General features: G+C 36.7%; 15 protein-coding genes. 11 read left to right on the top strand and 4 right to left on the bottom strand.

The annotated features are described in order from the left end of the window. Position 1: 1 nt before the first annotated feature. The 4 genes from VUJ46_RS16920 to rimP all read right to left on the bottom strand — a co-directional run bounded on the left by VUJ46_RS16920 (position 2) and on the right by rimP (position 7,956). Complete coding sequence (locus VUJ46_RS16920; RefSeq protein WP_326981899.1) at positions 2–2,845, bottom strand: SusC/RagA family TonB-linked outer membrane protein; 2,844 nt, start codon at positions 2,843–2,845, stop codon at positions 2–4. A gap of 309 nt (positions 2,846–3,154) precedes the next feature. After that, entirely contained in the window at positions 3,155–6,160 is a 3,006-nt protein-coding gene (infB, locus tag VUJ46_RS16915; RefSeq protein ID WP_326981898.1) for a translation initiation factor IF-2, read from the bottom strand. Positions 6,161–6,237: 77 nt separating this feature from the next. Continuing rightward, complete coding sequence (gene nusA / locus VUJ46_RS16910; protein WP_326981897.1) at positions 6,238–7,473, bottom strand: transcription termination factor NusA; 1,236 nt, start codon at positions 7,471–7,473, stop codon at positions 6,238–6,240. 15 nt (positions 7,474–7,488) lie between these two features. After that, positions 7,489–7,956 carry a ribosome assembly cofactor RimP gene (gene rimP / locus VUJ46_RS16905; protein WP_326981896.1) on the bottom strand — a complete coding sequence of 156 codons (468 nt, stop codon included), beginning with the start codon at positions 7,954–7,956 and terminating at the stop codon, positions 7,489–7,491. Between the two features lie 214 nt (positions 7,957–8,170). Here rimP and VUJ46_RS16900 point away from each other — a divergent pair, with 214 nt between their 5' ends. The 11 genes from VUJ46_RS16900 to VUJ46_RS16850 all read left to right on the top strand — a co-directional run bounded on the left by VUJ46_RS16900 (position 8,171) and on the right by VUJ46_RS16850 (position 19,542). Then, positions 8,171–9,499 carry a UDP-glucose dehydrogenase family protein gene (locus VUJ46_RS16900; protein ID WP_326981895.1) on the top strand — a complete coding sequence of 443 codons (1,329 nt, stop codon included), beginning with the start codon at positions 8,171–8,173 and terminating at the stop codon, positions 9,497–9,499. A 64-nt stretch (positions 9,500–9,563) separates the two neighbouring features. Then, a complete protein-coding gene (gene rfbB, locus VUJ46_RS16895; RefSeq protein WP_326981894.1) occupies positions 9,564–10,643 on the top strand; it encodes a dTDP-glucose 4,6-dehydratase in 1,080 nt (359 codons plus the stop codon). Between the two features lie 12 nt (positions 10,644–10,655). After that, the gene (gene rfbA / locus VUJ46_RS16890; RefSeq protein WP_326981893.1) at positions 10,656–11,519 is read left to right on the top strand and encodes a glucose-1-phosphate thymidylyltransferase RfbA; all 864 of its coding nucleotides are present in this window, start codon (positions 10,656–10,658) and stop codon (positions 11,517–11,519) included. 177 nt (positions 11,520–11,696) lie between these two features. Beyond that, entirely contained in the window at positions 11,697–12,545 is an 849-nt protein-coding gene (locus VUJ46_RS16885; protein ID WP_326981892.1) for an ABC transporter permease, read from the top strand. A gap of 43 nt (positions 12,546–12,588) precedes the next feature. Further along, complete coding sequence (locus VUJ46_RS16880) at positions 12,589–13,866, top strand: ABC transporter ATP-binding protein (protein WP_326981891.1); 1,278 nt, start codon at positions 12,589–12,591, stop codon at positions 13,864–13,866. Continuing rightward, positions 13,844–14,254: a sugar 3,4-ketoisomerase gene (locus VUJ46_RS16875; protein WP_326981890.1), complete on the top strand. Its 411-nt coding sequence runs from the start codon at positions 13,844–13,846 to the stop codon at positions 14,252–14,254. The genes VUJ46_RS16880 and VUJ46_RS16875 overlap by 23 nt, the downstream gene beginning before the upstream one ends. Then, positions 14,244–15,449: a formyltransferase family protein gene (locus VUJ46_RS16870; protein ID WP_326981889.1), complete on the top strand. Its 1,206-nt coding sequence runs from the start codon at positions 14,244–14,246 to the stop codon at positions 15,447–15,449. The genes VUJ46_RS16875 and VUJ46_RS16870 overlap by 11 nt, the downstream gene beginning before the upstream one ends. After that, a complete protein-coding gene (locus VUJ46_RS16865) occupies positions 15,446–16,558 on the top strand; it encodes a DegT/DnrJ/EryC1/StrS family aminotransferase (protein WP_326981888.1) in 1,113 nt (370 codons plus the stop codon). Before VUJ46_RS16870 ends, VUJ46_RS16865 begins: the two co-directional genes overlap by 4 nt. A 14-nt stretch (positions 16,559–16,572) precedes the next feature. Continuing rightward, complete coding sequence (locus VUJ46_RS16860; protein WP_326981887.1) at positions 16,573–17,493, top strand: glycosyltransferase family 2 protein; 921 nt, start codon at positions 16,573–16,575, stop codon at positions 17,491–17,493. A gap of 24 nt (positions 17,494–17,517) precedes the next feature. After that, positions 17,518–18,600 carry a glycosyltransferase WbsX family protein gene (locus VUJ46_RS16855; RefSeq protein ID WP_326981886.1) on the top strand — a complete coding sequence of 361 codons (1,083 nt, stop codon included), beginning with the start codon at positions 17,518–17,520 and terminating at the stop codon, positions 18,598–18,600. Between the two features lie 3 nt (positions 18,601–18,603). Then, the gene (locus tag VUJ46_RS16850; RefSeq protein WP_326981885.1) at positions 18,604–19,542 is read left to right on the top strand and encodes a glycosyltransferase family 2 protein; all 939 of its coding nucleotides are present in this window, start codon (positions 18,604–18,606) and stop codon (positions 19,540–19,542) included. Positions 19,543–19,788 lie beyond the last annotated feature (246 nt).

Raw genomic sequence — 19,788 nt, 5'->3', positions numbered from 1 at the left:
ATTAAAATTGTACATTAAGTCCTACTGAAACCGTTTTCGCATTTGGATAAACACCTAATGAGTAAGGGAACATTGGTTCAGGATCGTACCCTTTCCACTTCGTAAATGTTGCTAAGTTTTCACCCTGAACAAATACTTTAAGCGAAGTGATAGGAAGGCCTCTCAATAAATCCTTATTAAAATTATAACCAAAGGTTACATTTTTTAGACGAATAAAATCACTCTTGAATAGATATCTATCAGAAGAACCTTCTTGATTAATGTTGTTAGCTGTAATTGAAGGAATGTTTGTATTTGTATTATCAGGCGTCCAAGAATTCAAAATATCTCCTGCAAAATTAGCTCCGGTACCTAAAGAACTAGGATCCATTAACCAAGAATATACGTTATCATACATCCAACCACCTGCTTGGTAGCTAAATAATACATCAGCGAACCAACCTTTATAATTAGCATTTACACCGAATCCTCCCGTAAATTTAGGAACATAAGATTTACCTGTCAATACTTTATCATCCGGAGAAGGCGTCTCTGTGATTTGTCCGTCTTTTCCGATAAACTGCTGTTCACCTGTAGCCGGATTTACTCCTGCATAATGATAAAGATTCCACTGTCCGATAGGACCTCCCGCTGCATTTACATTATCTTCAGAAAGGTCAGCTCCTTCAAATGATAAAATAGTATTCTTATTATAAGCACCATTTGCAAAAATAGATACACTATAATCCTGATTTTTAAGAATGTTAAATCTTAATGAAGCTTCGATCCCTTTATTTTCAAGCTCTCCGTTGTTACCATTAATAGTCCACTGTCCTGTAGCTGCTGATAATGTAACATCATTAAATAGTCTCTCTGTCTTCTTTTTATAGATATCTACAGTACCCTCTACAAAGTTTTTGAAAAATCCAAAATCCAACCCAATATTCGCCTGAGTTACTTTTTCCCATCTAACATTTGGATTACCAACAACCGCATTATACCCGACTGAGTTCATGTAGCCTGTATTACTAGCAATTAAATCGGTATAGATATTAGTTCCCGAGAATAATGGGTTTCCATTATTTAATGGCTTCACTAAATTCTGATTTCCTGTTGTACCATATGAACCTCTCAGTTTCAACATATTTACGACTGAAGAATTTTCAAGGAAGCTTTCTTTTTCAAGATTCCAACGAGCACCCACAGACCAGAATGTCTCCCATCTGTTTTCTTTAGGAAATCTATAAGATCCGTCTCTTCTCACCGTACCACTCACACCATATTTTCCAGCATAGTCATATTCAACAGTACCAATAGCAGCTAATGTACCAGCATTAATTTTTCCAGCCTGAACACTAGGAACGTATAAAGATGGCGTAGCAGGATTGAATGGGATATAGCCCGTTCCAGCGCCTAGAGCCCAGTTAAATGGATCTAAACCATTCTGTGTATTTGACTTATATAAATAATGAGCTTTCAAATAATCTAAATAAGCAGCCACAGTTAATGAGTGGTCTCCAAACTTCTTATCAAAAGTAATGTTAGTTACAGAGTTAAATGTAAGATCTTTTGTATTAGTCATTTGCTCAAAACCACCATATTGCGCACCAGCTGCTCTTGCAGCTAAAGAAAGATAACCGTTAGGAGCACGAGCAAAGGTACGATCAGATTCTCTGAAATCCACACCGGTCCTATTACCCACTGACAACCAATCCGTTAATTTATAATTTACGTTTGCATTAGCAAGAACTGAAGTTTCTGTAAATAAGTTCTGAATACCTCCTCTTACAATATCAGCAAGAACCCATCCAGGATAATTAACTCCAGCACCTCCAATCTGGTTAAACATATCCTGTCCATCAACAAATGGATATGGCTCTAAATATCCTGGAGTTCTTAAAGATCCAAAAAGTGGATTCTGGATGATATTTGCTGAAATATTATCATTGGTTTCTTGATCTAGCTGATGACGCTTAGAATATCCAACAGCTAACTGCATACCGAATGTTAATCTACCATCGTCAGACTTTCCACTTAAGTTATTTCTCAAGGTAAATCTTTGAAAATCTGTAGATTTAAATGTACCGTCAGTATTTAAATAACCTAATGAAGTATAGTTATTAATATTTTTTCCGCCTGAAGAAATACCTAAAGTATGCTGCTGCAGCATAGCTGTCTGGAAGAATTGCTTATTCCAGTCCGTTTCAGGTATTGCATCCTTTTCCGCATCTGTATATCCAAATCCTACTCCATACTGATCTTCTAAATCCAGTAATTGTCTACCGCTAAGCATATTGTATTTAGTCTTAGGCAATACAGAGAATGAAGTTAATACATCATAGGTAACTTTTAATCCGCTATTGTATCTGGCGTTTTTAGTATTGATAACCACGACACCATTTGCTCCACGGTTACCATAAATAGCAGTTGCCTGCGCATCCTTAAGAATACTGATATTATCAATATCCTCAGGGTTAAGGTTTCTGAACTGAGAAGCAGAGGTAATTAACCCGTCAATAACATACAAAGGATCAGTTGAAGCGTTGATAGACGACATACCACGTACTAACACATTAATTTTACCTGAACCAGGAGATCCTGAAGTAGAGTTAATACTGATACCAGGCGCATTACCTTGTAAGGAATTAATGAAAGAAACGTTTGGACGATTTTCAAGAGCTTTCGAATCTACAGTAACAGATGCTGCTATCGATTTAGCTTTTGTACTTTTTTTGCTATACCCTAAAACAACAACTTCCTCAATTTTAGATTCTTTTGCAGTATCACTAGGTTTTTTCTGAGCAAACACAGCCTGGCCTGAGAAAAACAGGACACCAGCTGTTAATACACGTAGTTTAACATTCATATTAACAAATTTTAATATATTTAATGGGCAAATATGTTAATAAATATTAACACTTGCAAGTTTTTTTAACACATATTGGAGAGTTACTTTTATATTTTACTATAAATTACTCTTAAAACAAATAAAATTTAACAAAAAAAATCAATCATTTTTAAATAAAATGTATTTTTTACGCAACTTAAAAAAAAATTAACATGATTTCAATAAACACAAAAAACTTATTTAGAATCATTACAAATTAACTAATAATATTAAAAATAAAAACCACCTTTAAAAAAAAGGTGGTTTTTTTATCCATAAAAAGTAGAGTTATTTCAACTTTTTCTTAACAGCAACTTCTTCGTAAACTTCTAGAATGTCGCCTTGTTCAATATCATTATAACCTTTCAAGTTCAATCCACATTCGTAACCTTTTGTTACTTCTTTTACATCATCTTTGAAACGCTTCAAGCTTTCTAATTCTCCGTCGAATTTCACAATACCGTCTCTTAGTAAACGTACTTTCGACTGTCTTGTTACTTTTCCAGTAAGAACCATACAACCAGCAATTGAACCCACTTTAGAGATCTTAAATACCTCACGGATTTCAACATTACCGATTACCTGTTCCTGAATTTCAGGAGAAAGCATTCCCTCCATCGCTTCTTTAACCTCATCGATAGCTTTATAGATTACAGAATATGTTCTGATCTCAATTTCTTCACGATCTGCAAGGTCTTTTGCATTAGCACCAGCTCTTACGTTAAACCCAATGATAATCGCATCCGATGCAGCCGCTAAGTTGATATCAGACTCTGTGATCTGCCCTACACCTGAGTGAAGGATTTTCACACTGATCTCTTCTGTTGACAATCTTTGTAACTGATCAGAAAGTGCTTCCACAGAACCATCCACGTCACCTTTAAGGATAATGTTCAATTCTTTGAATTCTCCTAAAGCAATACGTCTGCCCAGTTCTTCAAGCGTCGTATGTTTTTTCGTTCTGATCGAAAGCTCTCTCTGAAGCTGTTCTCTCTTATTTGCAATAGCTTTACCTTCACTTTCGTCAGCATATACACGGAATTTATCACCTGCTGTAGGCGCTCCGTCTAAACCTAAGATCGTTGCAGGAATTGAAGGTCCTGCTTCTGCAAGATTCTTCCCTCTTTCATCAAGCAAAGCTTTTACTTTACCGTGATTTTTACCAGCTACCACATAATCTCCAACTCTTAAAGTTCCGGTTTGTACCAACATTGTTGCCACATAGCCTCTACCTTTATCTAAAGATGCTTCAATCACAACTCCATTTGCAGCACGGTTAGGATTTGCTTTCAATTCAAGCATTTCTGCCTGCAATAACACTTTCTCTAATAAAAGATCCATATTATTACCCATTTTAGCTGAAATTTCCTGTGCCTGAACATTTCCTCCCCATTCTTCAACTAAAACCGGTGGATTTAAACCTGAAAGTTGTTGACGAATATTATCTGGGTTTGCATTTGGCTTATCAACTTTATTGATTGCAATAATCATTGGAACCTGTGCCGCCTGTGCGTGAGCAATAGCTTCTTTCGTTTGTGGCATTACATCATCATCGGCAGCAATTACGATAATTGCAATATCCGTGATCTGTGCACCTCTCGCTCTCATCGCCGTAAAGGCTTCGTGACCCGGAGTATCTAAGAATGTAATTCTCTGACCGTTCTCCAATTTCACGTTATAAGCACCGATGTGCTGCGTAATACCTCCAGATTCACCAGCAATTACGTTGGTTTTTCTGATATAATCCAGTAATGAAGTTTTACCGTGGTCAACGTGACCCATTACTGTAACAACAGGTGCTCTTGATACTAAGCTGTCTTCAGAATCCATTTCATCGTCTGCATCATTTTCTTCAAGATCCGCATCTGAGAATTCAATTTTATAACCGAATTCGTCAGCTACCAATAGTAAAGTATCAGCTTCTAATCTTTGGTTCATGGTAACCATTACCCCAAGAGAGAAACATGCAGAGATTACTTCTGTAGGAGAAACGTTCATTAAACTTGCCAATTCACCAACAGTGATGAATTCCGTTACTTTTAATGTTCTGTCTGCCGCATCTATTTCCTGCTGACGTTCATCCTGCTCTCTACGGAAGTTTCTCTTATCTTTTCTGTGCTTGGCAGATTTAGATTTCCCTCCTTTATTGGTTAATTTCTCAAGGGTTTCCTTGATTTGGTTTTTAACTTGCTCGTCCGTTAATTCAACAGGCATGGTTCTTTGCCCAGGTCTGTTTCCTCCTTGTCCGCCTCTGTTAAATCCACCTCTGTTTCCACCCTGGCCACCTTGTCCTGGTGGACGGTTCCCTTGGTTGTTACCAAAACGGTTTCCACCTTGGCCTCCTTGACCTTGGGGACGATTCCCCTGGCCACCCTGACCCTGGTTACGGTTTCCGCCTTGTCCACCCTGACCTTGAGGACGGTTTCCTTGTCCGCCACCTTGGTTATTGTTGTTATTATTTCCGCCTTGTTGGTTATTTCCACCACCTTGTTGGTTGTTACCCCCCGGCTTCTCAATTCTTTTTCTTTTCTTTTTCGCTCCCGAACTTGGTTTCGGTGCAAACTGAGTTAAGTCGATCTTCTCTCCAACGATCTTAGGACCATCAAGTTTCTGATAAACGGTTTCTATCTTTTGTGGCTCCTGAGGTTCCTCTGATTTTTGAGGTTCCGCCTTTACCTCTACGGGTTTAACAGGCGTTTCAGCAACTGGTTTAGGAGCTTGCTTTACAGGCTCAACTGGTTTTTCCTCTGCTTTTTTCACTTCTTCTTTTGGTTTGTCTTTTTTAGCAGGTCTGTTTCTAGATTCTAATTGAGACAAATCAATTTTATCCAGAACTTTAAATTCCTGTTTTTCAGGAGCCGCTTTCACTTCAGGAGCTTCTTTCTTCACTTCCGGAGCAGGCGTTACTTCCTCTTTTTTCTCCTCAATTACCGGTTCCGGCTTTTGTGCAGGAGCAGGAGTTTCTTCCACTTCAGGCTTTTTAGGCTCTAAGTCTATCTTACCTAAAATCTTAGTTTCTGGTTTATTAGCTTTAGCTCTTATTACTTCAGGGGTTTTCTTCTCTTCAATTTCCAGTTTTTCTTCCGGAACTTTTGTGATCACCACCTCATGGGAAGCTTTTCGCTGTTCACCATCCTTGGCAAACTCAGCCTCCAATGCAGAATATGCCGCTTCTTCTAATTGAGCGTTAGGATTATTTTCAACCACAATATCTTTAGACTGTAAAAATTCTACAAGCCTGGACATTGAAATATTGAATTCCTTAACCGCTTTATTTAATCTAATTTTTGGCATCTATATTATTTACTGTTTTTTAATTCTTAAAATTAAAGTATTTCTTTTTTACTGTTTATTAAAATTTATTTAAAATTTTAATCTTCAAATTCTTCTCTAAGAATACGCTTCACATCTTCAATCGTTTCCTCTTCAAGATCCACCATATTCAGAAGACTCTCCGTATCTTTATCCAATACCGACTTCGCAGTAGTAAGACCTACTTTCTTAAATTCATCCAAAATCCACTGCTCGATATCATCATTAAATTCTCTTAATTCAACATCATCATCTTCGCTGGACTCTCTGTACACATCGATTTCATATCCTGTCAACCAAGAAGCCAGTCTGATATTCTGACCTTGCTTACCGATAACTTTAGAAATCTCTTCAACAGGTGTATACACCAATGCATAATTGGTTTCCTCATTGATGTCAATTTTATTGATGGTAACATTACCTAAAGCTCTCTTCACCAAGATTTCAGGGTTTTTAGACCACTGAATCACATCGATGTTTTCATTTCTCAACTCTCTTACCACGCCGTGAATTCTTGAACCCTTCACCCCCACACAGGCTCCTACAGGGTCTATTCTGTCGTCATAAGCATCTACTGCAATCTTCGCCTTTTCACCAGGAATTCTCACTACTTTTTTCAACATGATCGTTCCGTCCTGGATCTCAGGAATTTCCAGCTCCAATAACTTCTCCAGGAATTTAGGTGCAGTTCTGGAAATAATAATCTGCGGTTTTGAACCTTTAAAATCTACGGTCTCAACAATAGCTCTGATATTCTCACCTTTTTTAAAGAAATCGGATTGGATCTGGTTTTCTTTAGGAAGAATAAATTCATTCCCCTCATCATCCAATAAGATTACGTGCTTATGACGGATATGGTGGATTTCTCCTACCACAATCTCCCCGATCTTATCTCTGAACTGCTCATACAACATGGCGTTGTTATGTTCCTGCAGTTTTGTTGCCAAAATCTGCTTTAGCGTAAGAATATTTCTTCTTCCCAACTGAGCAACCGGAATTTCCATCGTAAAATCTTCACCCACCTCGAAAGTAGGATCTATTTTTTTTGCCGCAGAAATTTCGATCTCCAGATCATCATCTTCAGACATTTCATCTTCTACAATCGTTTTATTTAAAAAGATCTGAAAATCTCCTTTATCAGGGTTCACAATAACATCAAAGTGATCATCTGAATCGTATCTTTTTCTCAAAAGGGTCTTCAGTGAATCTTCAATAATTGCCATAAGATCAATCTTACTGATCCCCTTTTCGTCTTTAAAATCACCAAAGGATTCAATCAACGCTATATTATCCATTTATTCTTTTTTCTTTTAAAATTTAATTATTACTAATGCTTTCTTAATCTCAGAGTAAGGAATCTCTCTCTCCTCTACCACATCTACTTTGCCCTTACCGATATCTTTCGGTTTTCTGTAACGAAGCGTAAGTGTAATTTTTTCATCGTCTACTTTAGACAGCTCCCCTTCAAGTTTGGTAGAATCCTCAAACATGACCTCAATCTCTCTCCCCAGGTTTTTATTAAACTGTCTTGGAGTCGCAAGAGGCTCGCTCAATCCCGCCGACATCACCTGCAAGCTGAAATCATGCTCCTCACGATCCATATTAAATTCTACTGCGCGGCTTGCATCAAGACAATCCTGCAAAGTAACTCCGTTATCACCATCCAAAATCACGGTGATATCGTCCCCTGCAGAGATCTTCAAATCAATAAGAAACAAATCTGTTCTTGTTGCAAGGAATTCATTCAATAATTCTTCAATTCTTTTTCTAAACTCCATAAATTTATGCTTGATTTACCTGTACGAAAAAAGGCTTTCTTCCGAAGCCTTCCCATTTTTCCCGTAAATCCAATGCAAATATACGAATTTTTCATAAAACAGCAAAATCATCTTATTATCAAGCAAATAAGTTAATGAATGATTTACATCAAATTAAAGGACATCATGAAAGTATTTTTATTACTTTTGTGTAGAAATTTTAAAAACATACATTTTGAATATTACTATTGTAGGAACAGGTTATGTAGGATTAGTTACAGGAACCACCCTTGCAGAACTTGGAAATTCAGTATACTGTGTAGATATTGATGAAAAGAAAGTAGAAGGTATGAAAAACGGCGTCGTTCCCATCTATGAGCCGAACCTTGAAGAAATGTTTTTAAGAAACATTCAGTCTGAAAGATTATTTTTCACTACGGATCTGAAAGAAGCTTTGGATAAAAGCGAAGTAGTTTATCTTGCCCTGCCCACTCCCCCGGGAGAAGACGGTTCAGCAGACCTTTCTTACGTGTTAAAAGTAGCCAACGATATCGGAGAAATGATGACAGAATACAAAGTGATCGTCAACAAAAGTACCGTCCCTGTAGGCACCGCTGACAGAGTAAGAGAAGTGATCTCCTCTAAAACCCAGATTCCTTTTGATGTGGTTTCAAACCCGGAATTCCTTAGAGAAGGTTTTGCGGTAGAAGACTCCATGAATCCGTCAAGAGTTGTTGTAGGAGCCAGTTCTCAGAAAGCACAGGATATTATGGCTAAAATTTATCAGCCATTTACCAATACCGGAATCCCGATTATTTTCATGGACGAAAAGTCTTCTGAACTTACAAAATATGCCGCCAATTCATTCTTAGCCGTAAAAATTACGTTTATGAATGAAATTGCTAATTATTGCGAAAAGGTAGGCGCAGACGTAGACAAAGTAAGACTCGGAATGGGAAGTGATGACAGAATCGGTCACAGATTCCTTTTCCCTGGTATCGGATACGGAGGAAGCTGCTTCCCTAAAGACGTGAAAGCACTGATCAATTCAGGAAAGCAGGAAGATTTTAATTTCCAGATTCTGGAAGCTACAGAAAGCGTAAACACAGCACAAAAAGTAATCCTTGTCTCAGAAATCGAGAACTATTTCGGTGGAAACCTGGCAGGAAAGAAAATTGCGATGTGGGGATTGGCTTTTAAAGCTAACACAGATGACATTCGTGAAGCATCTTCTTTAGACAATATCGATCTTCTTTTACAAAAAGGCGCAAGCGTGATTGCGTACGATGCCATTGCGGAAAGCAATGTACAGAAAATTTTAGGAGACAGAATTCAATATGCAAAAGGAATGTATGATGCGCTGGAAGATGCCGACGCCTTATTCATCGCTACAGAATGGCCTGAATTCAAAAACCCTAACTTCGAATTAATGGCTAAAAAACTTAAAAACAAAGTCATTTTTGACGGAAGAAACATGTATCCTCTGGAAATTCCTGAGCAGAATGGTTTCTTCTACAAAAGTATTGGCCGAAAAACTATTGTGCAAGAGCCAGGTAAAAAGTAAAAAAACAAATAAAAGATATTAATAAAGCCAAAAGCCAGAGGCCTGCGGCTATTAGCATAAAATTATGAAAAACATCATCATCACAGGCGGAGCAGGATTTATTGGTTCCCACGTGGTAAGAGAGTTTGTAAAGAACAATCCGAACACGACAATAATCAACCTTGATGCCCTTACTTATGCCGGCAATCTTGAAAATTTAAAAGATATTGAAAACGAACCTAATTACGTTTTCGAAAAAGCCGACATCACAAAACCTGAAGAGCTAAGAGCAATTTTTGAAAAATACAATCCGGATGCAGTCGTGCATTTGGCTGCTGAAAGCCATGTAGACAGAAGTATCACCGACCCGATGGCGTTCATCAACACCAACGTGAACGGAACGGCGAACCTTCTGAATCTTTGCAAAGAATTCTGGACGTTAAATCAAGATCACACGCACGGAAGATTTCCGGATGAGAAAAGAACCAATCTTTTCTATCACGTATCGACCGATGAAGTATATGGTAGTTTAGGGGAATCAGGCTTTTTCCTTGAAACCACTTCTTACGATCCGCAATCTCCGTATTCCGCTTCAAAAGCAGCTTCTGACCATTTGGTAAGAGCTTACGGAAATACGTATGGTCTGCCTTTTATCGTTTCAAACTGTTCCAACAACTACGGACCGAATCATTTCCCTGAGAAATTAATTCCTCTTTGTATTTCAAACATCATTAATGAAAGACCATTGCCTATCTATGGTGACGGAAAATATACGAGAGACTGGTTATACGTAATCGACCACGCGAAAGGAATTCACCAGATTTTCAATGAAGCTAAAACCGGAGAAACTTACAATATCGGCGGTTTCAACGAGTGGCAGAATATAGATCTGGTTAAAGAATTAATCAAGCAAATGGATGCTAAACTTGGAAGAGAAGCAGGTCACTCAGAAAAATTGATCACTTTTGTAAAAGACAGACCGGGACACGACAAACGTTATGCTATTGATGCAACGAAACTTAATAAGGATTTAGGCTGGAAACCATCGGTAACGTTTGAAGAAGGTTTAGGAAAAACAATCGACTGGTATCTTGAAAACAAAGAATGGCTTGAGAACATAACCAGTGGTGATTACCAAAAATATTACGAAACGCAATACCACTAAAACACACAATAGATGAAAGGTATCATTTTAGCAGGAGGTTCAGGAACAAGACTTTATCCTCTCACGATTGCAGTAAGCAAACAGCTTATGCCGGTTTATGACAAACCAATGATTTATTACCCGCTTTCCACTTTATTATTAGCTGGAATCAAGGATATTTTAATTATTACCACCCCCCATGATCAGGCAGGCTTCATCAAGCTTTTAGGCGACGGCTCACAGATCGGATGCAATATAGAATATGCAGTACAGCCAAGTCCGGACGGTCTTGCACAGGCTTTTATCCTTGGGGATAAATTCATTGGCGACGACTCTGCAGCTTTGGTATTGGGTGATAATATTTTCTACGGTTCCGAAATGGGAACTTTACTTAAAAACAAAACCAATCCGGACGGAGGGGTTGTTTTCGCCTACCACGTTTCAGATCCTGAAAGATACGGGGTGGTAGAATTTGATGACAACTTTAAAGCGGTTTCTATCGAAGAAAAGCCTACACAGCCAAAATCAAACTATGCGGTTCCGGGGTTATATTTTTACGACAATGAGGTCGTGGAAATTGCCAAGAACATTCAGCCTTCTCCACGGGGAGAGCTGGAAATTACCGATATCAACAATGTTTATCTTAGCAAAGGAAAACTTGAGGTAGGGGTACTGGACAGAGGAACAGCATGGCTGGACACAGGAACTTTTGACTCCTTAAATGATGCTTCAGAATTCGTAAGCGTGATTGAAAAAAGACAGGGCTTCAAAATTGGATGCATTGAAGAAATTGCATTTAGAAACAATTTTATCAACGAAGAAAAACTGCTGGAAACTGCCGTAAAATACGGAAAGAGTGGTTACGGAGAATACCTGAAGAAACTCGTACAGAAATAACAATTTTATTTTAAATATTTCAAAACTATTAGCCATTATGGCTAATAGTTTTTGTTAATACCAACAAATATCAATATATTAGTTGTTGTTTTCTAATTGTTATGTGAATAATAATTCATAAACATAAAAGTACCATAAAGATTAATTATTATAAATTTGCGCTAAACTATCACACAGATGAATGAACCACAACAGAGGTGGACAGAAACCATAGAGGCCAGCCATTCTTTATTTGATGTAAAACTTAAAGAAGTATGGAAGTATAAAGATTTAATTTACATGTTTGTGAAGCGGGACTTTATATCCAGCTTTAAACAGACGATTCTGGGGCCGATCTGGTTTTTTATCAATCCTATTTTTACAACCATTACCTATCTGATTATTTTCGGAAGGTTTGCCAAGCTCCCTACCGATGGAGCTCCGGGACTTATCTTTTACCTTGCCGGTGTAACCCTATGGAACTATTTCTCAGGTGCCTTGCTCGGTACCTCTGCAACGTTTACGGGGAATGCCAGCATTTTCGGGAAAGTATATTTCCCAAGATTGGTAACCCCCATCTCTATTGTTATTTCTAACCTGATGCGTTTGAGCGTTCAGTTTATTTTATTCCTTCTGGTATGGGTCTATTTTTTAATCAACGACCAGATTTCACCCAATATTTGGATCTTAGCCACGCCGTTTTTATTACTCCTTATGGCTCTGTTTGCATTGGGAGTCGGCATGATCTTTTCTGCTCTTACCACGAAATATAAGGACTTAAGCATGCTGCTGGCATTTGGTGTAACCCTGTATATGTATGCCACACCGGTCATTTATCCGGTTTCCATGCTCCCGGGATACTTTAAAAATATCGCCAAATTCAACCCCCTGACCGGAATTTTTGAATGCTTCAAATACGGATGGCTCGGTGTAGGAGATTTTTCACCAGTTATGCTGATCATCAGCACATTCATTATCCTTATTCTTTTATTTATTGGTATTCTTACCTTTAATAAAGTGGAAAAAACGTTTATGGATACCGTGTAATTGAATGAAAACACGCTGATAAAAAATTTAAAACTAAAAAAAAATGCTAGCCTTAAAAGCAGAAAATATATCAAAACAATACCGGTTAGGACAAGTCGGAACCGGAACACTTTCCCACGACCTTAACCGGTTCTGGCATAAAGTGAGGGGGAAAGAAGACCCTTATCTGAAAATTGGGGACGCCAATGACCGGACGACTAAAGGAGATTCGGAATATGTATGGTCTCTTCGGGATATCAACTTCGAAATCCAGCAGGGTGACGCCGTAGGAATTATCGGAAGAAACGGCGCCGGAAAGTCAACGTTGCTAAAATTACTCAGTAAAGTAACCAAACCCACAACAGGAAAAATATACACCAACGGAAGAATCGCATCCCTACTGGAGGTAGGAACCGGGTTTCATCCTGAGATGACGGGCAGAGAAAATGTCTTTCTTAATGGTGCCATCCTGGGGATGACCCGAAAAGAAATTTCAAGAAAATTTGATGAAATTGTTTCTTTTTCAGGCGTAGAGAGATATATCGACACTCCCGTTAAAAGATATTCTTCCGGAATGTATGTCCGCCTTGCCTTTGCAGTGGCCGCCCATCTAGAATCTGAAATTTTAATTGTAGACGAAGTTTTAGCCGTTGGAGATGCAGATTTTCAGAAGAAATGTCTTGGGAAAATGAATGACGTGGCAAAAGGAGAAGGCAGAACGATTCTTTTTGTGAGCCATAATATGACAGCTATCAAAGAATTATGTAACAAAGGTATCCTATTAAATCAAGGTCAACTGGCTTACAGTGGAAAAATTTTGGATACAATCGTTGAGTACCAAAAAAATTCCGAAGCAAAAACTAAATATATCCATGAAGGCTCACTAGATACTGCGATAGGTAATGAAAATATCAGGATTCTCGAATTTTCTGCACAGCCCAATCATGGTGATCTAATTGATATTGAATCGGGAATTAAAGTAAAATTAAGATTTTTTAATTTTAAAGCCGGAATAAACCTAGATGCAACATTCGAGCTTAGAACCTATGAAGAAGTACCTGTATTCCATACAGCAGCACTAATTTCTACCAACAACGATTCTGAGGCTAAAGAATATTGTGTTGAATTTAACTTACCTAAAAATCTTCTAAACACAGGCAATTATTATTTTAAATTAATTTTTGGAGAAGATCAGCGAACTCCACTATTTATATCTCCGAATATTATTGGATTCGAAGTTGAAAACGTAAAATTTGGAAAAAACATGCATGTTCTTCCAGGAATCATCAGACCTGAGTTAAACTTTAAAATTAACAATCATGACCAATCCACAATATATTAATTTAGATAAAATAGGTAGTTCATCTCTTGGTTTTATTACTGTAGCAGAAAATTTTAAAAATGTACCCTTTGAAATTAAACGTGTATATTGGACATACTATACCCCCCAAGATGTAACACGTGGAGGGCATGCACATAAAGAGCTTCAGCAAATCATATTTGCAGTTTCCGGAACCATAGAGTTTAATACAACAGATTTACAAGGGAATAAAGAAATATTCATTCTCGATTCTCCATCAAAAGGATTATATCTTCCGAAATTAATTTGGAGAGATATTAAATTCAGCCATAATGCAGTACTATTATGTCTAGCTTCCGAACTTTACAGCGAAGATGACTATTTTAGAGATTTTAATGACTTTTTGAAAATGCGAAATGATGAGAACTAAAATATGCATTTCAGGAAAAAATAATATTGCAGTAGATATTGCTGAGTACATTCTGCATAACCATCATGATGTGGATCTAGTAGCTATTTTTAACAAGAATGATAATGGAAAAAATGGTTTTCAAAGGTCATTTAAATCGTTTTGCAATATAAACAATATACAAGAAGTCAGCTTAGATGATGTATATGAAGAAAAAGAATTAATATTTTTAAGTTTGGAATTTGATAAAATTATCAAACCTGAACTTTTCAAAACAACAGAACTGTTTAATATTCATTTCTCACTTTTGCCGGAATACAAAGGAATGTATACTTCAGCCCTACCCATTTTACACGGAAATAATTACACAGGAGTAACTTTACATAAAATCGACAGAGGGATAGATACAGGTGATATTCTTGACCAAGTTAGATTCGAAATTACGGATCATCTAAAATCTGAGGAATTATATAAATTATATACATCTCACGGTACTGAAATTATTAAAAAAAATATCAATAGTATTATTGCTAAACAATACTTAACTAGTAAACAAGATGCAAATAAATCTACCTATTATTCTGTGTCTGCCATTGATTATCGAAATTTGAAAATTGATCTGAACCAAACTGCTTTTAAGATTCAGCGACAGATTAACGCCTTTTATTTTCCATCTTATCAGATACCTGTGGTCAATGGATTTGAGATTTATAATACAGACATATTACCGGAAAAAAGTAATGTAAAACCAGGTAAAATATTAAAAGATGAACAATTTTTTTTAGACATCAGTACTATAGACTATAATATAAGATTGTATAAAGATTTAAGAAACAAATTATTTGATGCAGCTAAAGAAGGGAATATCGCAAAATTAACTGAATTCGTGAAAGCTGGTTATGATTTACACCAGAGATCTAAAGAAGGTTGGGATATTTCTATTATTGCTGCTTATAATGACCAATATCAATTTCTAGACTACCTTTTTGAAAATCTTCATTGGAATAGTAATATCATGAATAATAATGGGACTACCTTAATGATGTATCTAATGACCAGAGCATCTTTTAATTCCAATCTTTATTATTTGGAGAAATTCATAGAAAAAAATACATCTTACCTTTCTTTATGTGATTTTAATGGCAAAAATATTTGGCAATACGCTCACGAATATGCTAATGAAAAAGTTATAAATTTATTAGATAATTACAAATGATAAAATTTCTCGATTTACAGAAAGTCAATTTGCAACATCAAGCAGAAATTGAAGCTAAGATTTTAGAAGTCTTTCGTTCCGGTTGGTATCTTCTTGGAGAAAAGGTAAAATCTTTTGAACATAACCTTTCACACTATATAGGCTCAAAATATGCAATAGGTGTCGCAAATGGCCTAGATGCTTTGCGACTTATACTTAGGGCGTATATCGAGATGGGGGTGATGAAAAAAGGAGATGAAATTTTGGTTCCCTCCAATACCTATATTGCTTCAATTTTGGCTATTTCAGATAACGGACTTGTTCCTGTGCTGGTAGAACCTGAAATCAATACCTACAATATTGATATTTCAAAAATTGTAGAGAAAATTACTCCCAAAACAAAAGGAATTCTTCTTGTTCATCTACAGGGAAGGATTGTTTTCTCAGATGAATTAAAAGAAATTGCACAGAAATATCATTTAAAAGTTATTGAGGACAACGCACAAGCCATTGGTGCTCAATGGCAAGGTTTAAAATCAGGAAATTTAGGAGATGCTGCCGGTTTTAGTTTTTACCCTGGAAAAAATTTAGGTGCGTTGGGCGATGCCGGTGCTGTAACAACCAATGACGAAGAATTAGCGAATACAATAAGAGCCTTGGCAAATTATGGCTCTAATCAGAAATACGTAAATATTTATCAGGGGTTAAATTCGAGGCTTGATGAAATTCAGGCGGCTGTCTTGGATGTTAAACTAAAATATATAGATCACGAAAATACGATCAGAAGAGAAATTGCAAAGCGTTATATTAATGAAATAAAAAATCCTGTAGTTATTCTTCCTGAAAATCCTGAACACGAAAATGAGCATGTGTGGCATGTTTTTGTAATCCGTTCAGAAAAAAGAGACGACCTTCAGGCCTATCTTACAGAAAACGGAATTCAAACGCTGATCCACTATCCTATCCCGCCTCATCAGCAGGAAGCATATAAAGAGTGGAATAATTTATCTTTCCCTATTAGTGAAAAGATTCACCAAGAAGTTTTGAGCCTACCTATTTCTCCTGTTATGGATACGATGGAAGTTACAAAAATCATAGAGATTGTCAATATATTTAAAATTTTAAAATAGGTTTATAAAACATTATGAGTGAGTTACCATTGGTTTCAATTTTATGTCTAAGCTATAACCAGTCAAAATATATTGTAGAGTCCTTAGAAAGCTTAAAATCTCAAACATATAAAAATATAGAGATTTTAATTTGTGATGATTATTCTAAAGACAACTCCGTGGACGTTATAAACAACTGGTCTTCGAACAACTCAAACTTGCGAATACATTTAATTGCACATTCACAAAATATGGGCATTTGTAAATCTCTAAATGATTTACTATCCGTGTCAAAAGGGAAATATATAATTACTTTAGCATTAGATGATTTATTTGAAAATGATAAAATAGAAAGACATGTAGCAATTTTAGAAAAATCTAGCCCTAATGATGCTCTTGTTTTTTCAAATGCATATCTAATCAATGATGAATCGATCTACTATCAAAATACATTTCTACCTTATTTTCATAAATATTTAAATCTGGAATCTGGGAATTTTTATGAGAGATTACTAAGTGATAACTTCCTTCCAGCTATGTCCTGTCTAATTAAATCCTCTCTTGTCAAAGAAATTGGTGGATGGGATGAAAATTTGACCTTTGAAGATTATGATATGTGGCTACGGCTAAGCCAAAAGTACAATTTTATTTATGACGATACTAAATCTTGTAGCTATAGAATACATTCAACGAATACTCATAAAAAGAAAGATTTTTTAGAGAAATCTTTTTTTGATATTTATTTAAAACATAAAGAGGAACCAATAATAAAACATAAAATATCACAAATAATAGAGCGAGCCTACAAAGAAAATAAGCTAACTGATCAACATAAAAAGTATTTACGCGAACTAGATAATATAACATTAAAAGAAAAACTAATGTTAAAAAACACAGGAAAATTCACTTATAATACTGTGATTTTTCTTCAAAAAATATATTACCGAAGTTGGTAGGCAAACTTGAAAAATAATTTAAAAATGAAAGCAAAAGCCAGAGTCATTACCTATTATCTCCCTCAGTACTACCCCATTCCGGAAAATGATGAATGGTGGGAAAAAGGGTTTACGGAATGGACGAATGTGACCAAAGCAAAACCTCTTTTTCCAGGGCATCATCAACCTAATTTACCTACCGAGTTGGGCTTCTATGATCTTAGAGTTCCGGAAACAAGAGAACAGCAGGCAGAATTGGCAAGAGAACACGGTATCGAAGGCTTCTGTTATTGGCATTATTGGTTTGGAAATGGTAAACGTATTTTAGATAAGATCTTTAAAGAGGTTTTGGAAAGCGGAAAACCAGATTTTCCGTTCTGCATCGCCTGGGCGAACGAAACATGGAAAGGAGTTTGGCATGGTCTCGATAATCAGATTCTGGCGGAGCAAACCTATCCCGGAGTCGAAGACTATACCGCTCATTTTTACGAATTATTACCCGCATTTAAAGACAGCAGATACATCAGAGTTAACAACAAGCCTCTGTTTGTTATTTATAAAGCTTTTGATATTCCCGATGTAAAAGTATTTTTAGATCTTTGGAATACCTTAGCCAGAGAAAACGGATTGGAAGGCATCTATTTTGTGGGGCATCTGTTTGATTTCAGGAGATACCAGGAAATTTTAGATTTAGGTTTAGATGCCGTAAATGTAGTTCGGATGAATGAAGTTCAGCGACAGCTTCAAAAACCACAGTTGAGCCTGAAGGAGAAACTGGAATATAAACTCAGGAATTACTCGGCTGATATTCCCAAATATGAATACAGTGATGCGATAAAAGTCTTGCTGGGAGAAGAGTCTAAACACGCCCATGTCATCCCGACTCTTTTTCCTAACTGGGATCACTCACCAAGAAGCAAGGGTAAAACACTGGTTCTCCACGATTCCACTCCCGAACTTTTCAGACAACATGTGAAGGATGCGTTAGATCTGGTTAAAGAGAAACCTGAAGAAGAAAGAATGATCTTTATTAAATCATGGAACGAATGGGCGGAAGGAAATTATCTTGAACCCGATCGCAGATATGGAAGAAAATATTTGGAGGCCTTGAAAGATGAAATACTGTAATCTATGACGATAACCGTTATTATCCCTGTTTACAACGCTCAGGAATTTATTGGGAAAGCTGTAGAATCTGTTATTCAGTTTCCGGAAGTAAAGGAAGTTTTGCTGATAGACGACGGCTCGAAAGATGATTCATTAAAAATCTGTCAGGAAATGGCTGCACAATATGCTGTCGTAACCGCTATTCAGCACCCTGATAAAAAGAATCACGGGGTTTCCGCTACCCGAAATTTGGGTATGGATCTCGCTTCTCAGGAGTTTGTTGCTTTTTTGGATGCTGATGATTATTATCTCCCTAACAGGTTTGATGCGGAGAGAGAATATTTCAGAGATCCAAGCATTGACGGAGTTTTTGGAGCTATTGGGGTAGAGTTTATCACAGAAGCCGGCAAGCAAAAGTATCTGTCTGTCATTAATGATACCGGACTGACGACCGTGCGTCACGCTGCGGAAGGCAGAGCCGTATTCAACGGACTGATACAGATTGACCCTACGTTCGGAACTTTTTTCTCTCTTATAGCTACTACTTTAAGAAAATCAGCCATTGAAAACCCTCAATTAAGGCTTAACGAAGGAATGAGAATGCATGAGGATAAAGATTTTATCATTAAACTTTCTTATCACTGTCATCTGAAATCAGGATTTATCGATAAAGCGGTTGCCATCAGGACGGGGCATGAAAACAATACTTTTTCATCGGTTCAGAATAAATCACAGGCCTACTATATCAATCAGGAAAAGCTCTATTCTTCACTGTATCACTGGGCAAAAAAGGAAAAAGTAGCGCAAAACATTACCGAAATGTTTAAATTAAAAGGAATTTGTGCTTCGATCTCTCAAAAGCACGGTTTCCCGAAATATATCAATTATGCGCTGAAAGTGATCACAAATCCCAAATTGCTGAAAACAAGATATCAGTATTTTGCACTAAAAAACAAACTTTAGCAATACTATTGACTTAAAGGCCGTTACAGTCCGATTATTTTTTCTATTTTTGAATATTCTAAACACTAAGATAAAAACACTATGCATAAGAAAACTTCCCTCGCTCGCTATTCTTATTTTTCAATACAGAACAAAAAGTCATTTCTTAAAGAACAGCGCGAACGTATAAAAAATCCAACTTGGGATAGAATCTCTGACATTTTCTCCCTGGGAAAAGCCCTAAATACGGCAAATATCCGGACTTCA

It is taken from the genome of Chryseobacterium sp. MYb264 (genome assembly GCF_035974275.1).
In the GTDB taxonomy this organism is placed as follows: domain Bacteria; phylum Bacteroidota; class Bacteroidia; order Flavobacteriales; family Weeksellaceae; genus Chryseobacterium.
This window is presented reverse-complemented; position numbering and strand designations above follow the sequence as displayed.

Bases quoted from the DNA above. Each gene is read 5' to 3' on its own strand.
- VUJ46_RS16920 (WP_326981899.1), bottom strand. From the start codon at position 2,845: ATGAATGTTAAACTACGTGTATTAACAGCTGGTGTCCTGTTTTTCTCA.
- infB (WP_326981898.1), bottom strand. From the start codon at position 6,160: ATGCCAAAAATTAGATTAAATAAAGCGGTTAAGGAATTCAATATTTCA.
- nusA (WP_326981897.1), bottom strand. From the start codon at position 7,473: ATGGATAATATAGCGTTGATTGAATCCTTTGGTGATTTTAAAGACGAA.
- rimP (WP_326981896.1), bottom strand. From the start codon at position 7,956: ATGGAGTTTAGAAAAAGAATTGAAGAATTATTGAATGAATTCCTTGCA.
- rfbB (WP_326981894.1), top strand. From the start codon at position 9,564: ATGAAAAACATCATCATCACAGGCGGAGCAGGATTTATTGGTTCCCAC.
- rfbA (WP_326981893.1), top strand. From the start codon at position 10,656: ATGAAAGGTATCATTTTAGCAGGAGGTTCAGGAACAAGACTTTATCCT.
- VUJ46_RS16885 (WP_326981892.1), top strand. From the start codon at position 11,697: ATGAATGAACCACAACAGAGGTGGACAGAAACCATAGAGGCCAGCCAT.
- VUJ46_RS16880 (WP_326981891.1), top strand. From the start codon at position 12,589: ATGCTAGCCTTAAAAGCAGAAAATATATCAAAACAATACCGGTTAGGA.
- VUJ46_RS16875 (WP_326981890.1), top strand. From the start codon at position 13,844: ATGACCAATCCACAATATATTAATTTAGATAAAATAGGTAGTTCATCT.
- VUJ46_RS16870 (WP_326981889.1), top strand. From the start codon at position 14,244: ATGAGAACTAAAATATGCATTTCAGGAAAAAATAATATTGCAGTAGAT.
- VUJ46_RS16865 (WP_326981888.1), top strand. From the start codon at position 15,446: ATGATAAAATTTCTCGATTTACAGAAAGTCAATTTGCAACATCAAGCA.
- VUJ46_RS16860 (WP_326981887.1), top strand. From the start codon at position 16,573: ATGAGTGAGTTACCATTGGTTTCAATTTTATGTCTAAGCTATAACCAG.
- VUJ46_RS16855 (WP_326981886.1), top strand. From the start codon at position 17,518: ATGAAAGCAAAAGCCAGAGTCATTACCTATTATCTCCCTCAGTACTAC.
- VUJ46_RS16850 (WP_326981885.1), top strand. From the start codon at position 18,604: ATGACGATAACCGTTATTATCCCTGTTTACAACGCTCAGGAATTTATT.